The following is an 18078-nucleotide window of genomic DNA, read 5'->3' on the forward strand; positions in this document are numbered from 1 at the left end:
CATATTTGCAGGGGAAAAGCATATTTGCAGGGGGGAAACTCCAGCCCCTCCCCTACATGTTTGCAGGGGAAATTCACTGCCGTTCCGCTGCATGTTTGCAGGGGAATGCATATTTGCAAGGGGATAAACTCAGCCTACTACTGCATGTTTGCAGGGAAAAGCATATTTGCAGGGGGGATATAACTGCCGTTCCGCTGCATGTTTGCAGGGGAACAGCATATTTGCAAGGGGATATAACTGCCCCTCCGCTGCATGTTTGCAGGGGAACAGCATATTTGCAAGGGGATATAACTGCCCCTTCGCTGCATGTTTGCAAGGGAATAGCATCTTTGCAAGGGGATATAACTGCCCTTCCACGACATGTTTGCAAGGGAACAGCATGTTTGCAGGAGGAAATCACGGTTCCTCAATAACATGTTTGCAGGGGGACGCATACGCCCTGGAATATACTTAATCCAGGTCGGTATTTTTCAACAAATCTGGGTCACGCGAATTGATTGAGAAAAAAACTTGTCGCTTTCCTTTCGACACCCTATAGCCTTCAGTGTACTTGAGGTATTTGACGTCTTCTAATAACTTCATTGCCCTTCTAACCATTTCAAGTTGCTTATAAGGGTCTGAGCGCATATTTAAACGCTTCATCAACCTTTCAAATGAGACTATCTGCACCCTATTCTCACTGTTTGGCAACCCTTCAAGAAAAGCATAGATAGCCTTTGCCACTTCATTTCTTTTGATCGCAGGGAATACCTTCAGCTTCAGAACGCGCTTGTAGTCCATTTTGTACAAGTCACTTAATTTTGGATTGAATTCCAAAATAACTTCGTTTGCAGCTGTATCCACCCTGGAGAAATTCAACAAGTGAGTTGTAGCACTAATCAAATCATCGCCAGTATCTTTGTACACAGATATTGAAGTGGATGTAATTTTTCGAAGTGATTTAGCGACCCTTTCTTTCAGGATTTTGTTAATTTGCCTTGTGTTGTAATCACACATCTTTGCAAAATCACTGAAGGGAAGCACAACTTTATTGTCTACCATTGGATATTCACTGAGTGACTGAATTATTGAAAGCCAGATACGAAAGTCTGTATCCATATCTAATTTAGGCCCAGATATGGTGACTCTGTCATAACCTTCGCTATTAACAATCTCAAGGTTTCTCAGCTCTTCCGAAGCATCCATCACCCTGCTACCAACATTTTTCTTTTCCCTGCTACTAACGGGACTAAAAACACTAAGCCTAAGCAGTGAGATAGGTTGAATCGATCGCGTATCTGTTGATGATATGTAATCAATTTCGCCCGTCGTCTTGTTTTTTACTTCCACAGACAGGCCTAAATCATTAATATCCTTAGCCATAGTTATTCCTAAAATATTATTATTTGTTAACAGGCATTTTGAGCCTTTGCATATTTGCAGGGGGATGTATAACATGTTTGCAGGAGGAAATCAGCATATTTGCAAGGGAAAAATGCATGTTTGTAAGCTGATCTTGCATGTTTGCAAGGGGAAATAACATGTTTGCAAGGGAATTTAACTCTGCAACTGGTTGAAAATAAAATAAAATATCAACCTTAGATCACTTAGTTGTTTTTAGTTATTTAAGATCACAATAGATCCAATTATTAGATCACTCCTGTTAATAACGGGGATAACTTCCTTACCACCCTTCAATTTACTTTAAAAACTCTAAATGTATTTCCATTGGGAAAAATAATTTCAAATCCTACTTTTTCACTCCGCATCTCTATTAAAAACCGATGCCTTTCCGTCCCTAGAAATCAGTGGATTATTCAGTAATAACTCCTTTCCTTCATTCTTGCATAAATCAAAAACCACCTTTAATTGATTGATTTTAAAGATTAACTATAAGGATTTGGTTTCCTTTATTTGTCCACAGCCGGAAGTAACATATACATGTTTGCAGGGGAATGATTTGCATGTTTGCAAGGGAAAATATGCATGTTTGCAGGATGATCTTACATACTTGCAAGGAGAACTTACATATTTGCAGGAGGAAACAGCATGTTTGCGGGGGAAAAATGTTCTATAATACTTTGATAGTATTAATCAATCTCGCCCTTAGATCCCTTAGGTCTTTTTAGATCAGTTATTAGATCAAAAGATCCAATTATTAGATCATCCCTGTGAATAATGGGTATAACTATTTGAAAAGCGGACATCTGGAATGCAATCCGCTTAAAGTTTAAGTAGCCACACGGGATCGAATTTATTTAAAAAGCAATATTTTTTGCCAGACCAAAAACAAAATCATTAGTGAATGTAAAATCACGCCACACCAGGCAACCATCCGCATCACGAATTTCTACCTGAGTTGATGTCTTACTATAACGAATGATCTCAATAGTCTTTCCAGACAAACCACCAGCTCTGATCAATGCTTCTGTAACCTTCAGACCTTCTTGTTGACGAAGGTCATATGCATTGTCATCCGATTCAGTGGAACCCTGTTCAGCACGGGCAATTTGAGCCTCAGCAGAGCGAAACAGGTCAGCCAATTCTTTCCCTTTATTTCGCTCTACACCTGCAAAAACTTCTTCTAAATACGTCATATTTTACCCTTGTGACCAATTTGAAATGATCGTGCTTGTGAAACCAACGATCTCTTTTGAGATCACTTCTTCGGCTTGGAATACTTCGATGCAAATTTCTTTAGAGCCAGAAGCGAGTTCTACCCGACACAATGGAAACGTACCCATAATGTCCCGCTTAAGCTTCGCCAAAAGCTCGCTAAGTGATTTTCCAGGGATCTTTGGAGCTAAGTGAGCAGGAACTGAAACTTGCAGGCAAATCGCCTCAGGGGCGTTACAAGCGCTATCACACATCAAACTCATCGTGCCATAACCGACCAGTGAACGATGATAGAACACCGCTTCACGGGTAGCAGACTCGTGATTGGAGATCAGCGCATAACCATTTTTTTCCAATTCTAGATAGTCGCTATTAGCAATACGCTGAGAGTAGTCCTCACCCCAGGATGCATTATTACGGCCTTCAAAACGGGCATGGTGATAGTGAGACTTTAAAAAAGCATAATGCTCTTCACGGGAAGGCATGGGAATGTGTGAGTAATTCATCAGTGTTTATTCCTTTGCGTATCAGACTTTCAGTATCAAGCCTCCCATGCAGCTGACAAAGGGGTAAACACAACGGAAATCGAAAAACAAAGTTAGTTTGTGGAAATGGGTGGGTAATCCCACCCACTGAAATTACTGGCCGACGTTGGTTAACACTTCACGAATGCGATCAATGGTGGTTTGGGCTTTATCATCCCCCACTCCCGCCCCCCTATTGTGAATTTCGGCCGCAATATGACACACTTGGTCAATGACCATTTCAGGAACTGCCTTCACCACACTTTCCGGACGTGCTAATACGAGATTCATTTCGCAAACAGTGACACCAGCACGACGTGCCATAGCTTCACGTTCACCTGCCGCTACACGCAGATCGTCAATCGATTGCAGCATCGCTTCATTATCTGGCTTACACCCCAGTTCATCGGCAATCTCTTTAATGCATTGCGGAAGCACATCGTCTGAGAAGTGCTGAAGCCGGAACTGGATCAGCGCCAGCTGTTCATCCGGTGTTAAGCTCACGCCTGCCCCCCAGAATGAAAGGCGATTTTTCATGTCCACGAGTCGGGCATGGTTGGTCAGAATATTGGCGTTGCGGGTACCATCAACATCAGGCCCAGCATTCGTTTTTTCAGGTGTCGGATTCATGAAAACCTCATTTTCGGAATGGGTGAATTTCTCAACTACAGTTGCACTTCAACATGAGTTGCTGAAATGTCATGTCGGACATTTTCACTACTTTCTCAGGCACTTCAGCACCGAGACTCTTCAAGTGTGCTCTCAGTTCGTCCCGCTCCTTCATCGTTTCAATCAAGAGCCGAGACACCTGTGCTGACCACTCTGGCCGCATGTGGACTGGCGACTCCGGATAATTGTTCCAGTGCGCCATCATGGTTAAAGCCACGCGCAATGTGTCGCGTTCGAAAACCGAGAGTGACTTAACGCAGATCCCCGGAGGGAATTTTTCCGCCTTAATTAATTTAAGATAGTTAATTTGAGGCCGATTGTTTGCCAGGCTCATGATGCCTCCGTAAAAAAGCAGGTTTTGTGATAATAACGTCCACATCCATGCAACGATTGTCCTGACACATTTGCGCCTGACTTTTGTCGTAGAGCATCAACGCGACACGCTCGCCGGGCAGAGGCAGATCTTTTTCTGCCGGGATCTCACCCACTACATCAATACGGACGGTACTTTTGTTACTGTACAGGCTTAACCCGTCACGTTTTTCAATATCGACTCGGTATTCAGCGATGACAGAATCGGTTTTCTCCTGGCTGGGCATCAATTCGAACCCAGCGATCAGAGCGCCCCCTAACACCATAATCAACGCACCATCTAACAACACATCGGTCATATTCGTTTTCATCATTCATATCCTGTATGAATAGTAAACTTCAATACTGACTCAACTTGTACTGCCGACGAAATTAAGCGTTTCACGCTGCCTCCTGAACGAAGCGCTCCATTGTTCTCACCACGAGACGGAAGTGTTTGCTTAGCGCAACAGGGTCCCGCCCAGCCATTTTGGTGATGGGATCGGAGTCATGCTTCAGCATCAAGCCATCATCCAGTCGCCACAGCATCCGCAGATACTCCAGTTTCAGTTGATTGACGATCACTTCTCTCAGATGCTGAGAGAGCCCCTGGCAGCTTGTAATTGCATTACGACGAGTATGTTGATGGTAACGACGAAAAGCGCGCTCAGTGGACGTGCCGGACTTACTCAGCTTCAACGAGCACCAAGCACTGGTATGCCCGATCACGAAAACCGAAAGTGTGTTTTTGGCCCTATTTTTCTCTTGCTGCATGGATAGTTCATCCTCGCGCGTCAAAGATGCACGGATCCATTGACCGGTTGAGGTCTGATTCGCCAAGTGCCACTGCATGGTGAATGCCAGATTAGCCCACCAGCGTAGACGGATGATACTGGCGTTCACTTTGTTGGCGATCAGAAACTGATAGCGTTCCGTCGTTAGTACACGCAGGTCTTTACGAGACGCAATCCCATCCATTGTCTGATGGCCGTTTAAGCCCAGGCTGCGATAAGTTTGGCCGCGCTGCATCATGCGGTTGTACAGTGCTGACTTTCCTTTGCACAGGGAAACTGCACCGAAGCGCAGATAAAATTGAGCAGCACTGCCGGAGGTGTATTGCCCAGCCAATACCGCTTCACGCAGTCGAGGATATTCCTCCCAAATGATGAACTCAGCAGCATCCGCGTCGATGGTCACTTCACTGTCCTCGCTGAAGCTAACCACGCGACGTTTTCCGTTCGGCGTATTGATAATGCGGCTGGCACGCTCATCGTCGGCACCGTTAAAATAGGCCATTTCAGCGATGGGATCAGCCAGGCCATCCATACCGGAATCATTACCAAACTGCCCGACCTTGACCCACAATGCTTTGGGCATAGGGGTCTTTGGGGTGACAGGCATTTCAGGCTCATCTTCCAGTAAGTCGAGCTCACCTTTTGCCCAGACGCGGCGATAGATTTCCAGAGCATGAAACGGTTTTTCGTTAAAATGGTGGAATGACCACATGAAGTCTATATGGATTAACGCAACCTCACTGACAATGCGAAATTGAGGTGACGCCATGCGGCGGTTGTGGGCGGTGTTTTCCAGTTCGCCCGATCGAAGTTTATCGGCTACATCCTCAGCACGCAGCTGCTCAACGTAGTCCATACTGCAACAAACATGCAGCAGGCGCTCCAGGAAGCGCGGTGAATAGACATCAGGCTGAACCTTGATGAAGCCTCCAGCATACAAGGTGCGACCCACAGGATGCCTATCTTCCCACGCATTGCGACGCTTGGACAAAAATCGCTGAATACGGTTGAGCCCAGCCATGTAACCGTGGCGATCGTCATCAGAACGCAGAAGGTTTTCCATTGATTTATCGAGACCGACCGCCTGGCAAGCCCAACATCCAAACCGGCTCCCACAGGCTTCACTGGATTTTTTCTCAGAACCCGACCAAACACATTCCCCTGTTGCGGCCTTGTAGAGCTCAGCGGTGTCGTTGTTGCTGTCCAGGTAGCTCGGCAGCAGATACTTAGAAGCGCTTCCGGCGCTTAGCAGAAACTCCCACACGTCGCCCTGTAACCAATGCCTGATGGGGTACAATTCGCCGCCTTCTTTTGTGATCTTAACCTGACTCGCATTCCCGCCTTTTAAGGCGATGTTTTTGGCTCGGATAACGCCCTCTGCATCGCGGCTTCCCAGCAGCAAACAGACGCGTTTACCCACGGATTTTGGCAGGCTTTTCACGTATGCCGTTTTGGCGCGTTTGGCCGCAAAAATCTTCAAGTCGTTGGAGCACTGACGCACTGAGCTGTTGGTGAACGTGGGCAAGCCACGCCCCGTCAGTATCCGCCCCGTCCAGCTGGAGGTGAGCCCCGGTTTTGCGAGAACAATAGACAGCGGCAGGTTTTCTTGATCGATGAACTTTTCAAGCGCAGCCAGTTTCTGATCGGCGAGCCAGCGTATCTCAGGGTTTTCAATGCCAGTATCGGTATGCAAAAGGTAATGGTGTTGGCTAATAGGAATTCCCGCGCGAACAGCGCGCACCAACGCCATGAGGAATAAGTGCAGGACAATTTCGGAGTCTTTACCGCTACTCCAGGCGAGGGAGATCGTCCAATTATCAGCAAGGGCTTGGTAGATAGAAGCTGTGCCATTATGGATGAGATCAGCCATGCTGACTCCACGACTGGCATCACGATAGTTCAGGTCGGCATCTTCCTTCAGTGTTTGCCATACGGCCTGCCACTTATCCGCTTTTAAGACTGATATGGAAGGTAGTTCCGGATTTTTAAAGTTGAAGGAATGCTGCATAAATCACCTGTTATTTGTTTTGTTTACAGGATATTTTCTCATGAGGCAGACAGCTGACGAAGTAATGAGCGCTAAAAACAATTCTTTAGCTAGATAATTAAATTTATAATATTCTGTGATAAATTAGACTAAAACCTAAAAGGTTATCTCATGTGGCAAATTGAACTGGAAAGTATAATTAAGAAATTGGATTCAGATTACGAAATTGCGAAGGAGGAAACATTATGCTGTTCAGGGGCAGCTTATTGTGCTTTTGAAGCAAATACAGAAACCTTCAAATATGCAATTGGTTTTATAGAAAGATTTTTTTCGAATAGCAAATTCTTCACCTACATCCTAACATCCTATGAAAATCAAGAAATAATTAATCAGTATATTTCTAATGATGAAAGTAAAGACATTTCATTCGTAATTAAAGGGGCTGACATTTATAATAATTGTAACTGCCTACGCAGCCACCGAAATATTATTAGCCTTAGCTTTATCAATGAGCATAAAGAAAAAACAAAATGGAAATGCCATCATGGCGGCTCTTATGCATCTTGGTTGAGTGGTGCGCACGAAAGAATTGATGTAGCAACATATAACTTGCAACAAATAAAGTTAATTAAAAACAAACTTGAGTTATTTGATTTTATAGAAAAACGATATTACTATCCGAATGAAACATCAAGTGTTAATGATAATAAAATAACACAACATAAAGACAATTATAAGTATTACCATATTTTAGATAGTATTATAAAACAATTCAATAGGGATAAACCGAACGATCTAACAGAAAGAAATGTCGATATCGAATCAATTTCTCAGGAATACAATGCCAATGGAGTGAAGCTAAAACTGGTTGACGCACAGTTTGCCCGGTATAGCTTGTTATCTATTAATGAGTTTACTAACATAGAAAACGACGGTCCGTTTGGTGCTGTGTTTGACAGTCGAATAAATAAGAAATTGCAAATTAATACTTCTCCAAAGTTATTAAATATATTTAAAGAGTTGATCTCCTGTAACTTTTTAAAAAATCTAGCATTAAAGCCAATGGGTATCATTGACGTAGGTTTCGGATTGGAATCTATAGAACGAGGCGCCCCTCTTGGTGCATCAATAAAAATGCTACCTTCATTATCTTGTTTTTATGGTGTGATATATAATGATAAATTAATAGTTTCACACAACAAAGAAAAGCAAGAAATAACATTTGAAGAATTAAGGGATGATTACAATCTATTGGATGACGGCTGCGTTGTTACTCAAGTTATTCACATTAAATATTTTATAGTCAAGAATGTGGAGAATACTTCATTGAGCATCTAGATCATGAGTATATTTTATATGATTCATCTGAATATACATTAAAAGAGGAAAAACCTGAACAAAAAGGCAGTGTAGATAAAATAAAAACATTTAAAATTGACAACTCGAAAATTCCTTTTTTCTATAAGCATAAAGGTAATTACTTGCTACTCATAATTCTTGAGCTATATTTTATGAATAAAGAATTATTGCGAGAGTATTTTGAAGAAGTAAATAAGAACAAATAGATAAGTTTAAAAAAAGCCAGAATACCCTGGCTTTGGTAACATTCAATATTCTTCAAACTGTGGTCCGGTGTAGTTGTCAAATCGCGACCACTGGCCGTTGAAGGCCAAACGAACCGAGCCGATAGGCCCGTTACGCTGCTTACCCAGGATAATTTCGGCTACCCCTTTGTGCTCGCTATTCTCGTTGTAGACCTCGTCACGGTAGATGAACATGATGAGGTCCGCATCTTGCTCTATCGAACCCGACTCGCGCAGATCCGAGTTTACGGGTCGTTTATCTGCTCGTTGCTCCAGTGAGCGGTTAAGCTGCGATAAGGCCACCACGGGTACCTGTAGTTCCTTCGCAAGCGCCTTCAAAGAGCGGGATATTTCTGCTATTTCCTGTGTTCGGTTGTCTTTCAACGCCGGAACCCGCATCAACTGAAGGTAGTCCACCATGATCAGGCTCAAACCACCGTTTTCACGAAACACTCGCCGTGCCCGCGATCGCAATTCAGTCGGAGTTAGGCCGCTGCTGTCGTCGATATAGACGTTTCGTTTTTCCAGCAAAATGCCCATCGTGCTTGAAATACGAGCCCAATCTTCGTCATCCAGTTGGCCCGTCCTGATTTTGGTCTGGTCAACGCGGGACATGGAAGCCAGCATACGCATCATGATTTGTTCACCTGGCATCTCCAGGCTGAAAATCATCACAGGCTTGTCCTGTGTCATCGCTGCGTTCTCACAGATGTTCATCGCAAAGGTGGTTTTACCCATTGAAGGGCGCGCTGCGACGATGATCAGGTCGGACTTTTGGAGTCCGGCTGTCTTTTTGTTCAGATCGGTGTAACCCGTATCGACGCCTGTCACCCCGTCATGCGGTGTTTGGTACAGCTGCTCGATGCGCGTTACAGTTTTCTCCAGAATGGCATCAATGCCCATCGGCCCGCTGTCTTTATTAGTTCGAGCCTCTGCAATCTGGAACACACGGCTTTCGGCCAGGTCCAGTAATTCAGCACTATTCCGACCCTGGGGATCGTAACCCGCATCCGCAATATCATTGGCCGCAGTGATCATTTCCCTCACTACGGCACGCTCACGCACGATGTCGGCGTAGGCTGTGATGTTAGCGGCGCTTGGGGTATTTTTCGACAGTTCGGCCAGATAGGCAAAGCCACCGACCAAGTCAAGCTGGTTGTGTTGCTCCAGTGCTTCAGCAAGTGTGATCAGGTCAATCGGTCGGCTTGATTCCACCAGCCGTTGCATCATGGTAAAAATACTTTTGTGGGCACGGGTAAAGAAATCCCCTTCCACAACACGTTCGCTCACCAAATCCCAGCGTTCATTGTCCAGCATCAGACCGCCAAGAACGGATTGCTCCGCTTCAAGTGAATGGGGAGGCATTCGAAGACCAGCCAGACGCATATCTTGTTCAGTGGCGATCGTGGACGAACGTTGATTTTTCTCTTTCATCACCGGCCTCACAGCGTGTTTCGTTGCGCGATTTGGCGTTCACATTCAGCCGCCAAGGACGGGTAATGCTGTGCAATTGCAGAATACAGTTGCTGGCTCATGCAAGAGGCTTCACGTTCCTGCCCAGAGCTACGATACGCATTTTCTTTATCGTGATCGTAGTTGCTGAGCAGCTGTCGAACGTAATTCACTTTTATGCGAGCCAGAAACGCGTCGGTGTTTTTGCCTTTTCGGCGAATGGAATGGCCTTTCCCCAGCGCGCGCGGCTTACAGCCTCGGCTTTCATAGTGGGAGATAGCTAACGTTTCCAAGGAAGCGTCATCAATGACGCGGATGGTGATTTTAGGCAGGATAGGCAGTGCGTGATCCATAAAACCTCCGAGCTGCCGTGACGTTATTTTTTTATTGAACGGCACGGGCGGTGTAGTGAAGTGAGATAAAAAAGGCCGGAGAACCGGCCTAATCTTGCGAAGACAGCGCGTTGGTTTATGCCTCAGCGTCGCCCTCGCCTTCACCGTCATGAGCCTCAGTGGCTTCTTCATTGCCCTCGCCTTCACCGTCATGAGCCTCAGTGGCTTCTTCATTGCCTTCGTTTTCAGCCTCAGCAGCTTCTTTCGCCGCCTGTTCGGCTTCCTCTTCCAGCTTGGCCGCTTCTACATCGCTCAGCGCTGCCATCAGCTGGCGGGCAACTTCAGGGGACAGACGCAGCACCACTTCTTCCGGCACGGTCTCAGCGATTTCAATCTGGTTTTCGTGCTCAGCCGTTGGTGCGGGAGGGATCTGCGAGCGCAGCTGATCCAACGTCGGCAACAGGCTTTCGAAGGTTTTGCGCACGACTTTTGGTTTCACCTTGGCTTTCTTCGGCGAAGACACATAGCGCGCGGTGACGCGGTTTTTACCTGCTTGCTCGGCTTTAGCCAGAGAAGCCATCAGGATGTCGAAAGCGTCACGGTCGGTGCCTTGGCAATCAGTGATCACGTCAATCGCAACATCACCGGACACTTTATCGTCTCGTACCAATTTTTTAATGCGCTCTTCGGCTTTAGCCAGGATCAGGCTGCGACGAACGGTTACGCCGGACAGACCCAGACGACGAGCGATAGAGTCGATTTCGTGGCCCCAATCAACCAGACGGCGGAAACCTTCAGCGCGCTCAATCATCTTCAGGTGCTTGGTGTTGGCGCTTTCGATCATGTTGAAGACTTCTTCGTCCTTACCGCCTTCGAACTCTTCAATGATCAGCTTTTCAAATACTGCACCTTCAGCGATAGCGGCCATCAGGCCGGTGAAGCGGTGGTGACCGTCGATGATTTTCAGGCGAGTCACACCGTTCACAACAACCACTTTAACGCGGATAGCCGGGACGCTGCTCGGGTGGTTCAGGTAGGCGTTCTTGAACATCTCTGCGCGCTCTACATCAACCTCACGCAGGTTCAGGCCTTCTTCAACGTACAACCATGAGACGCTGACCGCGTACACGTTGTTTCGACCAACGTTCAGCTCTTCAAACAGCGCGCTGTTTGCAGCTGTTTTGCGCTCTTTGGATACGAAGTCGCTCAGACCACGCAGCGTGGATGGGGCCTTGTCCATCTGACGCATGATAGCGCCCAGATTGCCCATCAGCTCGTTGTCACGGGAAGCTTGGAAGATTTGTTGTACGTTGATAGTCATGATAGTTACTCCGCAAATTGTTATTGGTTGTTTACGTGTTTGTGCTTACTTCTGAATCCAGTTAAACACGGCGTGTACCGGTGACGAATAGCAAATGCGGAAAAAAATAGTCTTTTTTCGATTGTTTTTTTATCGATGGGAAATGGGCGTAAAAAAAGCCAGTATTGCTGGCCTTTGGTTGGAGAGTTCCGTTACTGTGAGTTGGCTTTCGCTTCCGTCATGATTTTGTTCATTGCAGCGGCAAGCTGCTCGCTTTCACCTTCGGTGTAATCCGGCCAAGGAACGAAAGGACGATTTGTTTTGTTCAGCAAAGAGAAACCTGTAGGGCACCGCCATTGCATTGGAGTCGTTTGACCTTCAGTGAAGTTAACCAACATCAGTTCTTGCTCGCAAGTGACATCTTTCACACCACCGATCTCAATCAGGCGGGTGCTCATTATCCCAAAATGTTCATCTGCAAACTTCAAGTGGTCATAGGCCGCAAATGTGCTGTAAAGGCCGACCCACAGAAGGATCTGGATATTAAGGATAGTGCCTATCTGTCCGAGAGTTTTTTCTTTCATGGCTTTGCGTAATAAAAGCGCGGCACCAAACAGCAAGTACAGGCCACCAGCCAGGAAAAGCCATACAGGTAAATTGGAGCCTGATTGGTCCACCTGTTCAGAGCCTGCATCCATCAATGATTTGATGAATGGAGCAAGGAGCAAGAAGAAAGCCGGAACATAGAATAGCCAAGTCAATTTTACTTGTCCGATAGCTGCTATACGTTTTTCCTTGTCAAGGCTCGCTTCTTCTAGCACAACTTTCATTGTTTTTGCGAAGGAAAATATCGCTGCGATCATAAATAGGACCGTCATTATTAAATACATTTACTCTCCAAAACTCAGGAATACATACTTTGAAGCAATGGTACAATGTTAATAATTAAAATAGTAATTAATTCAGTCGCAAATTGAGGGGCATTTTCAGGTAACGGTAAATGAACTGCCACCCTTCCCCGTGTGGTGTACGGTAATCCAGGCGCGGTAGATGCTGCTTTGCATCGTGTTGATTATAGTTTTTCGATGCAGTATTGAATTGGAAAAAATGCGCGAGCTCATGCGCTACCAGCGCCCGAAGATGGTCTAGTCGGTTAATGGAATAAAATGAGCCAATTTCCTTATCCTTGCAAACATGCGCGTACTCGTGAAAGTAGCATGCAAACATGCGCAGGCCGTATATTTCGACCAAATCCGTCTCGAAGATGAGTAACCAGTACTGAAAGGTTAGGTGCTAATATAGTACCTAACCTTTATTTTCAATGTGTTATGTGAATATTCGCGTGCTGATGGTAATTCAAGGGGCACCAATGGCACATGTACATTTCATGTATATTTCATGTAATTCTCGTGGTTATTATATTTGGCAAAAGTCATATGTAGGAAAGCTAATTCGATTTGACTTGAGAACTAGAGATCTACAAATCGCTCATAAACGTTCAAAAATTCTACTTAGTACTTTTCATCGATTAAAAAAAGAATGCACTGATTTTGATGAGATCAGAGCACATTTAATTAATGAACGAGATATGTTCATCGAAGAAGGGATTCATTTAGAGGCAAACTACATTTATTGGATTAATAGCGGGAATTTACCTAGTAGACAGCAGAATGATAGCCGCTTTCAAGCTAAAGGGCATAAAATTAGCCAAGTTGCTGATGAGTGGTACAACGAAATGAAATCTGAATGGAGGCCATTAACATTTAAAGGTAACAAGGCTGCGATTGATTATTTAATTAGCCTATATGGTGATAAAGATATTCAATCATTTAACAAACCAAAGGTAGCTAGTTTTAAAAAGGCTTTAAAGAATAAGTATAAGTCTGAATTCTCTAGCCAATCCATGTTTAAGAAAGTATCAGCTCTTTTTAGCTTTGCCGCTGATAAAAGGGATTATATTACTAAAAATCCTTTTAGTAATATGGGATATAAGAAGATTAAAAAAATTAACCCTAGAATCTCAGTATCCACTGAATCACACAAAAAAGTACTTGAACTTATAGAGCACAAATCTCATCTGTGGTGGCTTATACAGGTACTATATTACACAGGTATGAGAGTGACCGAATGTATACAGCTAACAGAGCAGGATTATGTATACATTGCGGATAAAGGACAAAAGATAGCTTGTATAAGTGTTAATGATAGGGATGGTAAGAGGATTAAAAATTCAAGTAGTATAAGAACTATACCAATTCATAAAAATTTACTTCAAAGCGGAATTATGGATGAGAAGCCTGTATTTCCATGGGCTGTTCATAATCCAGTATCTAATGCTGTAGCAAACCTATTTAAAAAAATAGATGAAAAGCATAGCCCACATGACTATCGATACGCTATGAGTGATAGGCTAAGAGATATATCAGACCTTCCCGACCATATAAGGTTTAGCATACTTGGTCACAGTAGTAGTAGTATGACTGATAGCGTATATAGAGGGAAAGAGCCTATTTTTCTGATGAAAGAAGCAATTGACCGAACTTAGCCATGTTGTTCCAACATAGCTAAGTTTTTACCATCAGCACGCGAATATTCACATAACACATTGAAAATAAAGGTTAGGTACTATATTAGCACCTAACCTTTCAGTACTGGTTACTCATCTTCGAGTACTATCAGTACTGGATCCTAATCCAAAAAAATTAGTTATTACAATGAATTACAATTCATACTCACATGCTAATGAGTTTAGTTTTACATGAATATTACATGATTATATCAGGCTCCAGTACTGATATGGTAGCGTTATGATAAGTACAAAACTGAAGTTCACTGTGTTCTCGCGACAAAGTTACTTGCCTTTAGTACTCGAATTATTTTGGGTCAGGGGGAATATACTGATTTTATGAATACTTAAAGTAATCCCTTACTGAAGTAAAAAATGATGAGCTTTTTATATCATTGAAGTAAAAGTTCAGTATACATAAATAGTAAATTTTGGTAATGAATTTTAAACAATATATTTAATATATCTATACTTTAACAAAGTGGAGTATATAATTCATCTTGCTATTGTTAAAGAATTAAATATCCACTTTGGAGATTAAATTAATTAGTATTAATGGGGGTTAATAAAACTGATGAAACTAATTCAGTGTTTAATAGAGGAAAAACAAATAAATAAACTGTATTTATTAGTGCAATCTATAAATCTATTCGAACATCTATAGTAGATAGTAATTTATTAATATGTATATCTACCGTATCTAAACACTTAACAGGTAGTACTGTATTATCAAGTAATATAGGTAACTCAGTACATCCGAGAATTAAATTTAACACATGCCTAGGAATTCATTTAAATTTTATCCATTATAAAACCCAATATATTTAACTCTATTAAAATACTTATCACTGTTAAAACATTAAGACATACTTTACTGAGTTCAAATAAAAAACCATATAGAAATATAATTATTAAAATTTAAATGCAAAATATTCGATATAATCCACAATGAAAAATTCATTTCTATTGATGCTATAAAATCAGCATATCAAAAAATTTCATCTTTAATATGGTTTAAAATAGATAAAAGTCAAAAGGTTATTGTAACACTTATCTTCTATTGATAAAATGGGAGTATTTTTACGTTAAATTAACTGAATATTAACACCAATGAATAGAGCAAAGTAAATTTAAAAGTTAACTTCTAAAAATATCATTTATTCATAACTAGTCAATCTTATTTTTTTTATAGCTTGTGATTCACTTTAAAATAATAAAAATAGTGAATATTATTAAACAAAAAAACACTAAAGATTAATTAAATTTCCTATGTTAGCAGGGCTAACATTATTAAAGATAGATAATTTCTTACTGATATTGCTAGTATGCAAATGCTAGATTTCAATAAGAGATAAAAATCAAATTTAATAAAAGAGGTTATTATGAAATATAATTTTGATGAGATTATTGATAGGAAAGATACAGATTCTCTAAATTATGATGGTTGGAGGCAGTACATATTTAAAGATGATAAGAACGCAAAATATAATTTTGATGATGATGAATTTATCCGTATGTGGGTTGCTGATATGGATTTTTCAACTCCTCCAGAAATATTGAATTCATTAAAAGAAAGATTGGACCGAAAAATACTAGGATACACTAAGGTCTATAATGATGAATATTATCAAATATTTGAAAACTGGTGTAAAAGAAAATATCAATGGGAGATAGATAGAAATGAAATAGTTATATCTCCTGGGATTATCCCTGCATTAAATAGAATAATTCCTTTAATCATAGATAGTAACGAGAAAATTTTAATACATACCCCATCATATGCACCATTTAAAAATGCTGGTGACTACAATTCAAGAGAAGTAATTTATTCTAATCTTAAATATGTAAATGGAAAATATGAGATTGATTTAGTCGATTTTGAAAAAAAAATAACAAATGTTGATCTAAATATAAGGTTATTCATTCTCTCTAATCCACAAAATCCTACAGGGCATATCTGGACTGAAGAGGAGTTAATCAGTATAGGAAAAATATGTTTTGATAATAATGTATGGATTATTTCTGATGAAATACATTGCGATTTGCTAAGAAAGGGAAAAAAGCATGTTCCTTTAGCTAAATTATTCCCTAATGAGGATAAAATAATAACTTGTATGGCACCAAGCAAAACTTTTAATTTAGCTGGAAATCTAATGTCTAACTTATTGATTAAAAATGAAAAAGTAAGACATGAATGGTTAAAATTATATGATGATTTTATATCTCCACTTAGTATTATAGCAACAAAATCAGCATATAAAGATTGTGATGATTGGCTAGAGCAATTAAAAGAATACTTAGATGATAATTTTAAATTAACTCATGAATTTTTTATGGAAAACTTCCCAAAATGTAATTTTATAATTCCAGACTCAACTTATTTAGCTTGGATAGATATAAATGAATACTTACCAAGCTATTTCAATAAAGATAAATTATCGCTATTTTTCGCTAATAAATCTGGCGTTTTACTGGAAGGTGGTAATATGTTTGTGGGGAATGGAGATGGATTCATAAGATTAAACTTAGCATGCCCTAGGGAAATATTAATTGAAGGATTAAATAGAATTAAGACCTCTTTATTATCACTATATTAAAGTGAGTGAAAATTATGAAAGATAATCATAAATCTAAAATACCATTTACTTCATACGACCTTGGTTGGGTTATTCTATGTATTGGAATGGCAATTGGTTCTGGTATAGTTCTAATGCCAATACAGATTGGCCTTAAAGGAGTGTGGGTATTTTTATTTTCTATATTACTCTCGTATCCTGCAATATATCTCTTACAAAACCTTTATCTAAGGACATTATCAGAAACAAAGGAGTGTGATAATTATACTGGAATCATAACTCAATATTTAGGAAAAAATTGGGGGATAGCTTTAGGCATTATATATTTTCTAATGTTATTAACAGGAATACTCGGTTATTCATTAGCAATAACGTATGATGGAGCATCTTATTTAAAAACATTTGGATTAACTAACAAAACACTATCAGATTCATTTTGGTTCCCATTAATAATATTATCATTATTAGTGTTCATTGCCTCCCAAGGAGAAAAAATATTATTTAAAATCTCAGGGCCAATGGTTATTATAAAATTTGGAATAATTTTGATTCTAGGTTTTTTCATGATACCACATTGGAATTTTGATAATATAAAAGCCATGCCTGATTTATTATCATTTACACGAGATGTTTTTTTAACTTTGCCTTTTACACTATATTCAATTTTATTTGTCCAAATTTTAAATCCAATGAATATAGCTTATAGGAAAGTAGAAAATAATAAAGAAATCGCAATTTACCGTGCGATAAGAACTAATAGAATTGCATATTTTGTGCTAGCGGTTGGTGTTCTTTTTTATGCGTTTTCATTCACATTTTCAATAAGCTATGAACAGGCAGTATCTGCATTTGAGCAAAATATTTCGGCACTAGCAATAGCAGCACAAGTAATACCAGGATCTACAGTCAAAGTAATGGCTACATTACTAAATATTTTTTCATTAATTACTGCATTTTTAGGTATATATTTAGGTATACACGAATCAATAAAAGGAATCATTGTAAATATAATATCTCGATTTATACCAAATAACAAAATAAGCAATAAATTATTAGATATTCTCATTGGTATTTTTGTTATCTTATCATTGTCAATATGGGTATCTACAAAATTCCCAGTTCTATTAGTATTCCAACTTGCGGGTCCACTGTATGGGATTGTAGCATGTTTAATACCAGTTTATTTAGTCTATAAAGTCGATTCATTACAGAAGTATAAAAAATACTCTTCAATATACATTGCTTTTTTTGGCTTACTTCTTTGTATATCTCCATTTTTGAAACTTTTTGAATGAAATAAGGATGTTTAAATTTCAGTAATAAAATAAAATTATAGACAACCTATTATC

Annotated in this window: 16 protein-coding genes; 5 read left to right on the forward strand and 11 right to left on the reverse strand. The window is 40.8% G+C overall.

Annotation, left to right across the window (positions count from 1 at the left end):
- Positions 1 to 413 (forward strand): polymer-forming cytoskeletal protein (locus PSF67_RS19895; protein ID WP_272677538.1); only part of this gene is annotated, 413 nt, incomplete at its 5' end.
- A gap of 37 nt (positions 414 to 450) precedes the next feature.
- Here PSF67_RS19895 and PSF67_RS19900 read toward each other — a convergent pair.
- The 7 genes from PSF67_RS19900 to PSF67_RS19930 all read right to left on the reverse strand — a co-directional run bounded on the left by PSF67_RS19900 (position 451) and on the right by PSF67_RS19930 (position 6941).
- On the reverse strand, positions 451 to 1362 hold the full coding sequence (locus PSF67_RS19900; protein WP_042847057.1) for a RepB family plasmid replication initiator protein: 912 nt from the start codon (positions 1360 to 1362) through the stop codon (positions 451 to 453).
- Positions 1363 to 2237: 875 nt separating this feature from the next.
- Positions 2238 to 2576, reverse strand: coding sequence for a hypothetical protein (locus tag PSF67_RS19905; protein ID WP_191901268.1), 339 nt, complete (start codon positions 2574 to 2576; stop codon positions 2238 to 2240).
- 3 nt (positions 2577 to 2579) lie between these two features.
- Positions 2580 to 3101 (reverse strand): hypothetical protein, encoded by a 522-nt coding sequence (locus tag PSF67_RS19910; RefSeq protein ID WP_191901267.1) that lies wholly within the window; start codon positions 3099 to 3101, stop codon positions 2580 to 2582.
- Between the two features lie 132 nt (positions 3102 to 3233).
- A complete protein-coding gene (locus tag PSF67_RS19915; protein WP_042847059.1) occupies positions 3234 to 3749 on the reverse strand; it encodes a hypothetical protein in 516 nt (171 codons plus the stop codon).
- 31 nt (positions 3750 to 3780) lie between these two features.
- Positions 3781 to 4122 (reverse strand): hypothetical protein, encoded by a 342-nt coding sequence (locus PSF67_RS19920; RefSeq protein ID WP_042847060.1) that lies wholly within the window; start codon positions 4120 to 4122, stop codon positions 3781 to 3783.
- The gene (locus tag PSF67_RS19925) at positions 4091 to 4474 is read right to left on the reverse strand and encodes a hypothetical protein (RefSeq protein WP_166268273.1); all 384 of its coding nucleotides are present in this window, start codon (positions 4472 to 4474) and stop codon (positions 4091 to 4093) included. The genes PSF67_RS19920 and PSF67_RS19925 overlap by 32 nt, the downstream gene beginning before the upstream one ends.
- 67 nt (positions 4475 to 4541) lie before the next feature.
- Complete coding sequence (locus tag PSF67_RS19930; protein WP_052219362.1) at positions 4542 to 6941, reverse strand: phosphoadenosine phosphosulfate reductase domain-containing protein; 2400 nt, start codon at positions 6939 to 6941, stop codon at positions 4542 to 4544.
- 150 nt (positions 6942 to 7091) lie between these two features.
- Here PSF67_RS19930 and PSF67_RS19935 point away from each other — a divergent pair, with 150 nt between their 5' ends.
- The gene (locus tag PSF67_RS19935; protein WP_237072376.1) at positions 7092 to 8258 is read left to right on the forward strand and encodes a hypothetical protein; all 1167 of its coding nucleotides are present in this window, start codon (positions 7092 to 7094) and stop codon (positions 8256 to 8258) included.
- Positions 8259 to 8527: 269 nt separating this feature from the next.
- Here PSF67_RS19935 and dnaB read toward each other — a convergent pair whose 3' ends face one another.
- The 4 genes from dnaB to PSF67_RS19955 form a co-directional block, all read right to left on the reverse strand.
- On the reverse strand, positions 8528 to 9937 hold the full coding sequence (gene dnaB, locus PSF67_RS19940) for a replicative DNA helicase (protein WP_042847063.1): 1410 nt from the start codon (positions 9935 to 9937) through the stop codon (positions 8528 to 8530).
- 8 nt (positions 9938 to 9945) lie between these two features.
- Entirely contained in the window at positions 9946 to 10308 is a 363-nt protein-coding gene (locus PSF67_RS19945; RefSeq protein ID WP_042847064.1) for a hypothetical protein, read from the reverse strand.
- 115 nt (positions 10309 to 10423) lie between these two features.
- Positions 10424 to 11608, reverse strand: a complete 1185-nt coding sequence (locus tag PSF67_RS19950) for a ParB/RepB/Spo0J family partition protein (protein WP_237072375.1) — start codon at positions 11606 to 11608, stop codon at positions 10424 to 10426.
- 191 nt (positions 11609 to 11799) lie between these two features.
- A complete protein-coding gene (locus tag PSF67_RS19955) occupies positions 11800 to 12465 on the reverse strand; it encodes a hypothetical protein (RefSeq protein ID WP_239979450.1) in 666 nt (221 codons plus the stop codon).
- Positions 12466 to 12956: 491 nt separating this feature from the next.
- On the opposite strand from PSF67_RS19955, the gene PSF67_RS19960 reads away from it, so the two are divergent.
- From PSF67_RS19960 to PSF67_RS19970, 3 genes are all read left to right on the forward strand, one after another.
- Entirely contained in the window at positions 12957 to 14132 is a 1176-nt protein-coding gene (locus PSF67_RS19960; protein ID WP_237072374.1) for a tyrosine-type recombinase/integrase, read from the forward strand.
- Positions 14133 to 15535: 1403 nt separating this feature from the next.
- Entirely contained in the window at positions 15536 to 16750 is a 1215-nt protein-coding gene (locus PSF67_RS19965; protein WP_237072373.1) for a MalY/PatB family protein, read from the forward strand.
- A gap of 14 nt (positions 16751 to 16764) precedes the next feature.
- Positions 16765 to 18024, forward strand: coding sequence for an amino acid permease (locus tag PSF67_RS19970; RefSeq protein ID WP_263057244.1), 1260 nt, complete (start codon positions 16765 to 16767; stop codon positions 18022 to 18024).
- Positions 18025 to 18078 lie beyond the last annotated feature (54 nt).

Origin of the sequence: Providencia sp. PROV076 (assembly GCF_028483405.1) — a bacterium.
Lineage (GTDB): Bacteria > Pseudomonadota > Gammaproteobacteria > Enterobacterales > Enterobacteriaceae > Providencia > Providencia huaxiensis.

What these genes read in the sequence shown, in the direction of transcription:
- PSF67_RS19935 (WP_237072376.1), top strand. Translation starts at nt 7,092, where the DNA reads ATGTGGCAAATTGAACTGGAAAGTATAATTAAGAAATTGGATTCAGAT.
- PSF67_RS19950 (WP_237072375.1), bottom strand. Translation starts at nt 11,608, where the DNA reads ATGACTATCAACGTACAACAAATCTTCCAAGCTTCCCGTGACAACGAG.
- PSF67_RS19960 (WP_237072374.1), top strand. Translation starts at nt 12,957, where the DNA reads ATGGCACATGTACATTTCATGTATATTTCATGTAATTCTCGTGGTTAT.
- PSF67_RS19970 (WP_263057244.1), top strand. Translation starts at nt 16,765, where the DNA reads ATGAAAGATAATCATAAATCTAAAATACCATTTACTTCATACGACCTT.
- PSF67_RS19925 (WP_166268273.1), bottom strand. Translation starts at nt 4,474, where the DNA reads ATGATGAAAACGAATATGACCGATGTGTTGTTAGATGGTGCGTTGATT.
- PSF67_RS19920 (WP_042847060.1), bottom strand. Translation starts at nt 4,122, where the DNA reads ATGAGCCTGGCAAACAATCGGCCTCAAATTAACTATCTTAAATTAATT.
- PSF67_RS19900 (WP_042847057.1), bottom strand. Translation starts at nt 1,362, where the DNA reads ATGGCTAAGGATATTAATGATTTAGGCCTGTCTGTGGAAGTAAAAAAC.
- PSF67_RS19910 (WP_191901267.1), bottom strand. Translation starts at nt 3,101, where the DNA reads ATGAATTACTCACACATTCCCATGCCTTCCCGTGAAGAGCATTATGCT.
- PSF67_RS19965 (WP_237072373.1), top strand. Translation starts at nt 15,536, where the DNA reads ATGAAATATAATTTTGATGAGATTATTGATAGGAAAGATACAGATTCT.
- dnaB (WP_042847063.1), bottom strand. Translation starts at nt 9,937, where the DNA reads ATGAAAGAGAAAAATCAACGTTCGTCCACGATCGCCACTGAACAAGAT.
- PSF67_RS19930 (WP_052219362.1), bottom strand. Translation starts at nt 6,941, where the DNA reads ATGCAGCATTCCTTCAACTTTAAAAATCCGGAACTACCTTCCATATCA.
- PSF67_RS19915 (WP_042847059.1), bottom strand. Translation starts at nt 3,749, where the DNA reads ATGAATCCGACACCTGAAAAAACGAATGCTGGGCCTGATGTTGATGGT.
- PSF67_RS19945 (WP_042847064.1), bottom strand. Translation starts at nt 10,308, where the DNA reads ATGGATCACGCACTGCCTATCCTGCCTAAAATCACCATCCGCGTCATT.
- PSF67_RS19955 (WP_239979450.1), bottom strand. Translation starts at nt 12,465, where the DNA reads ATGACGGTCCTATTTATGATCGCAGCGATATTTTCCTTCGCAAAAACA.
- PSF67_RS19905 (WP_191901268.1), bottom strand. Translation starts at nt 2,576, where the DNA reads ATGACGTATTTAGAAGAAGTTTTTGCAGGTGTAGAGCGAAATAAAGGG.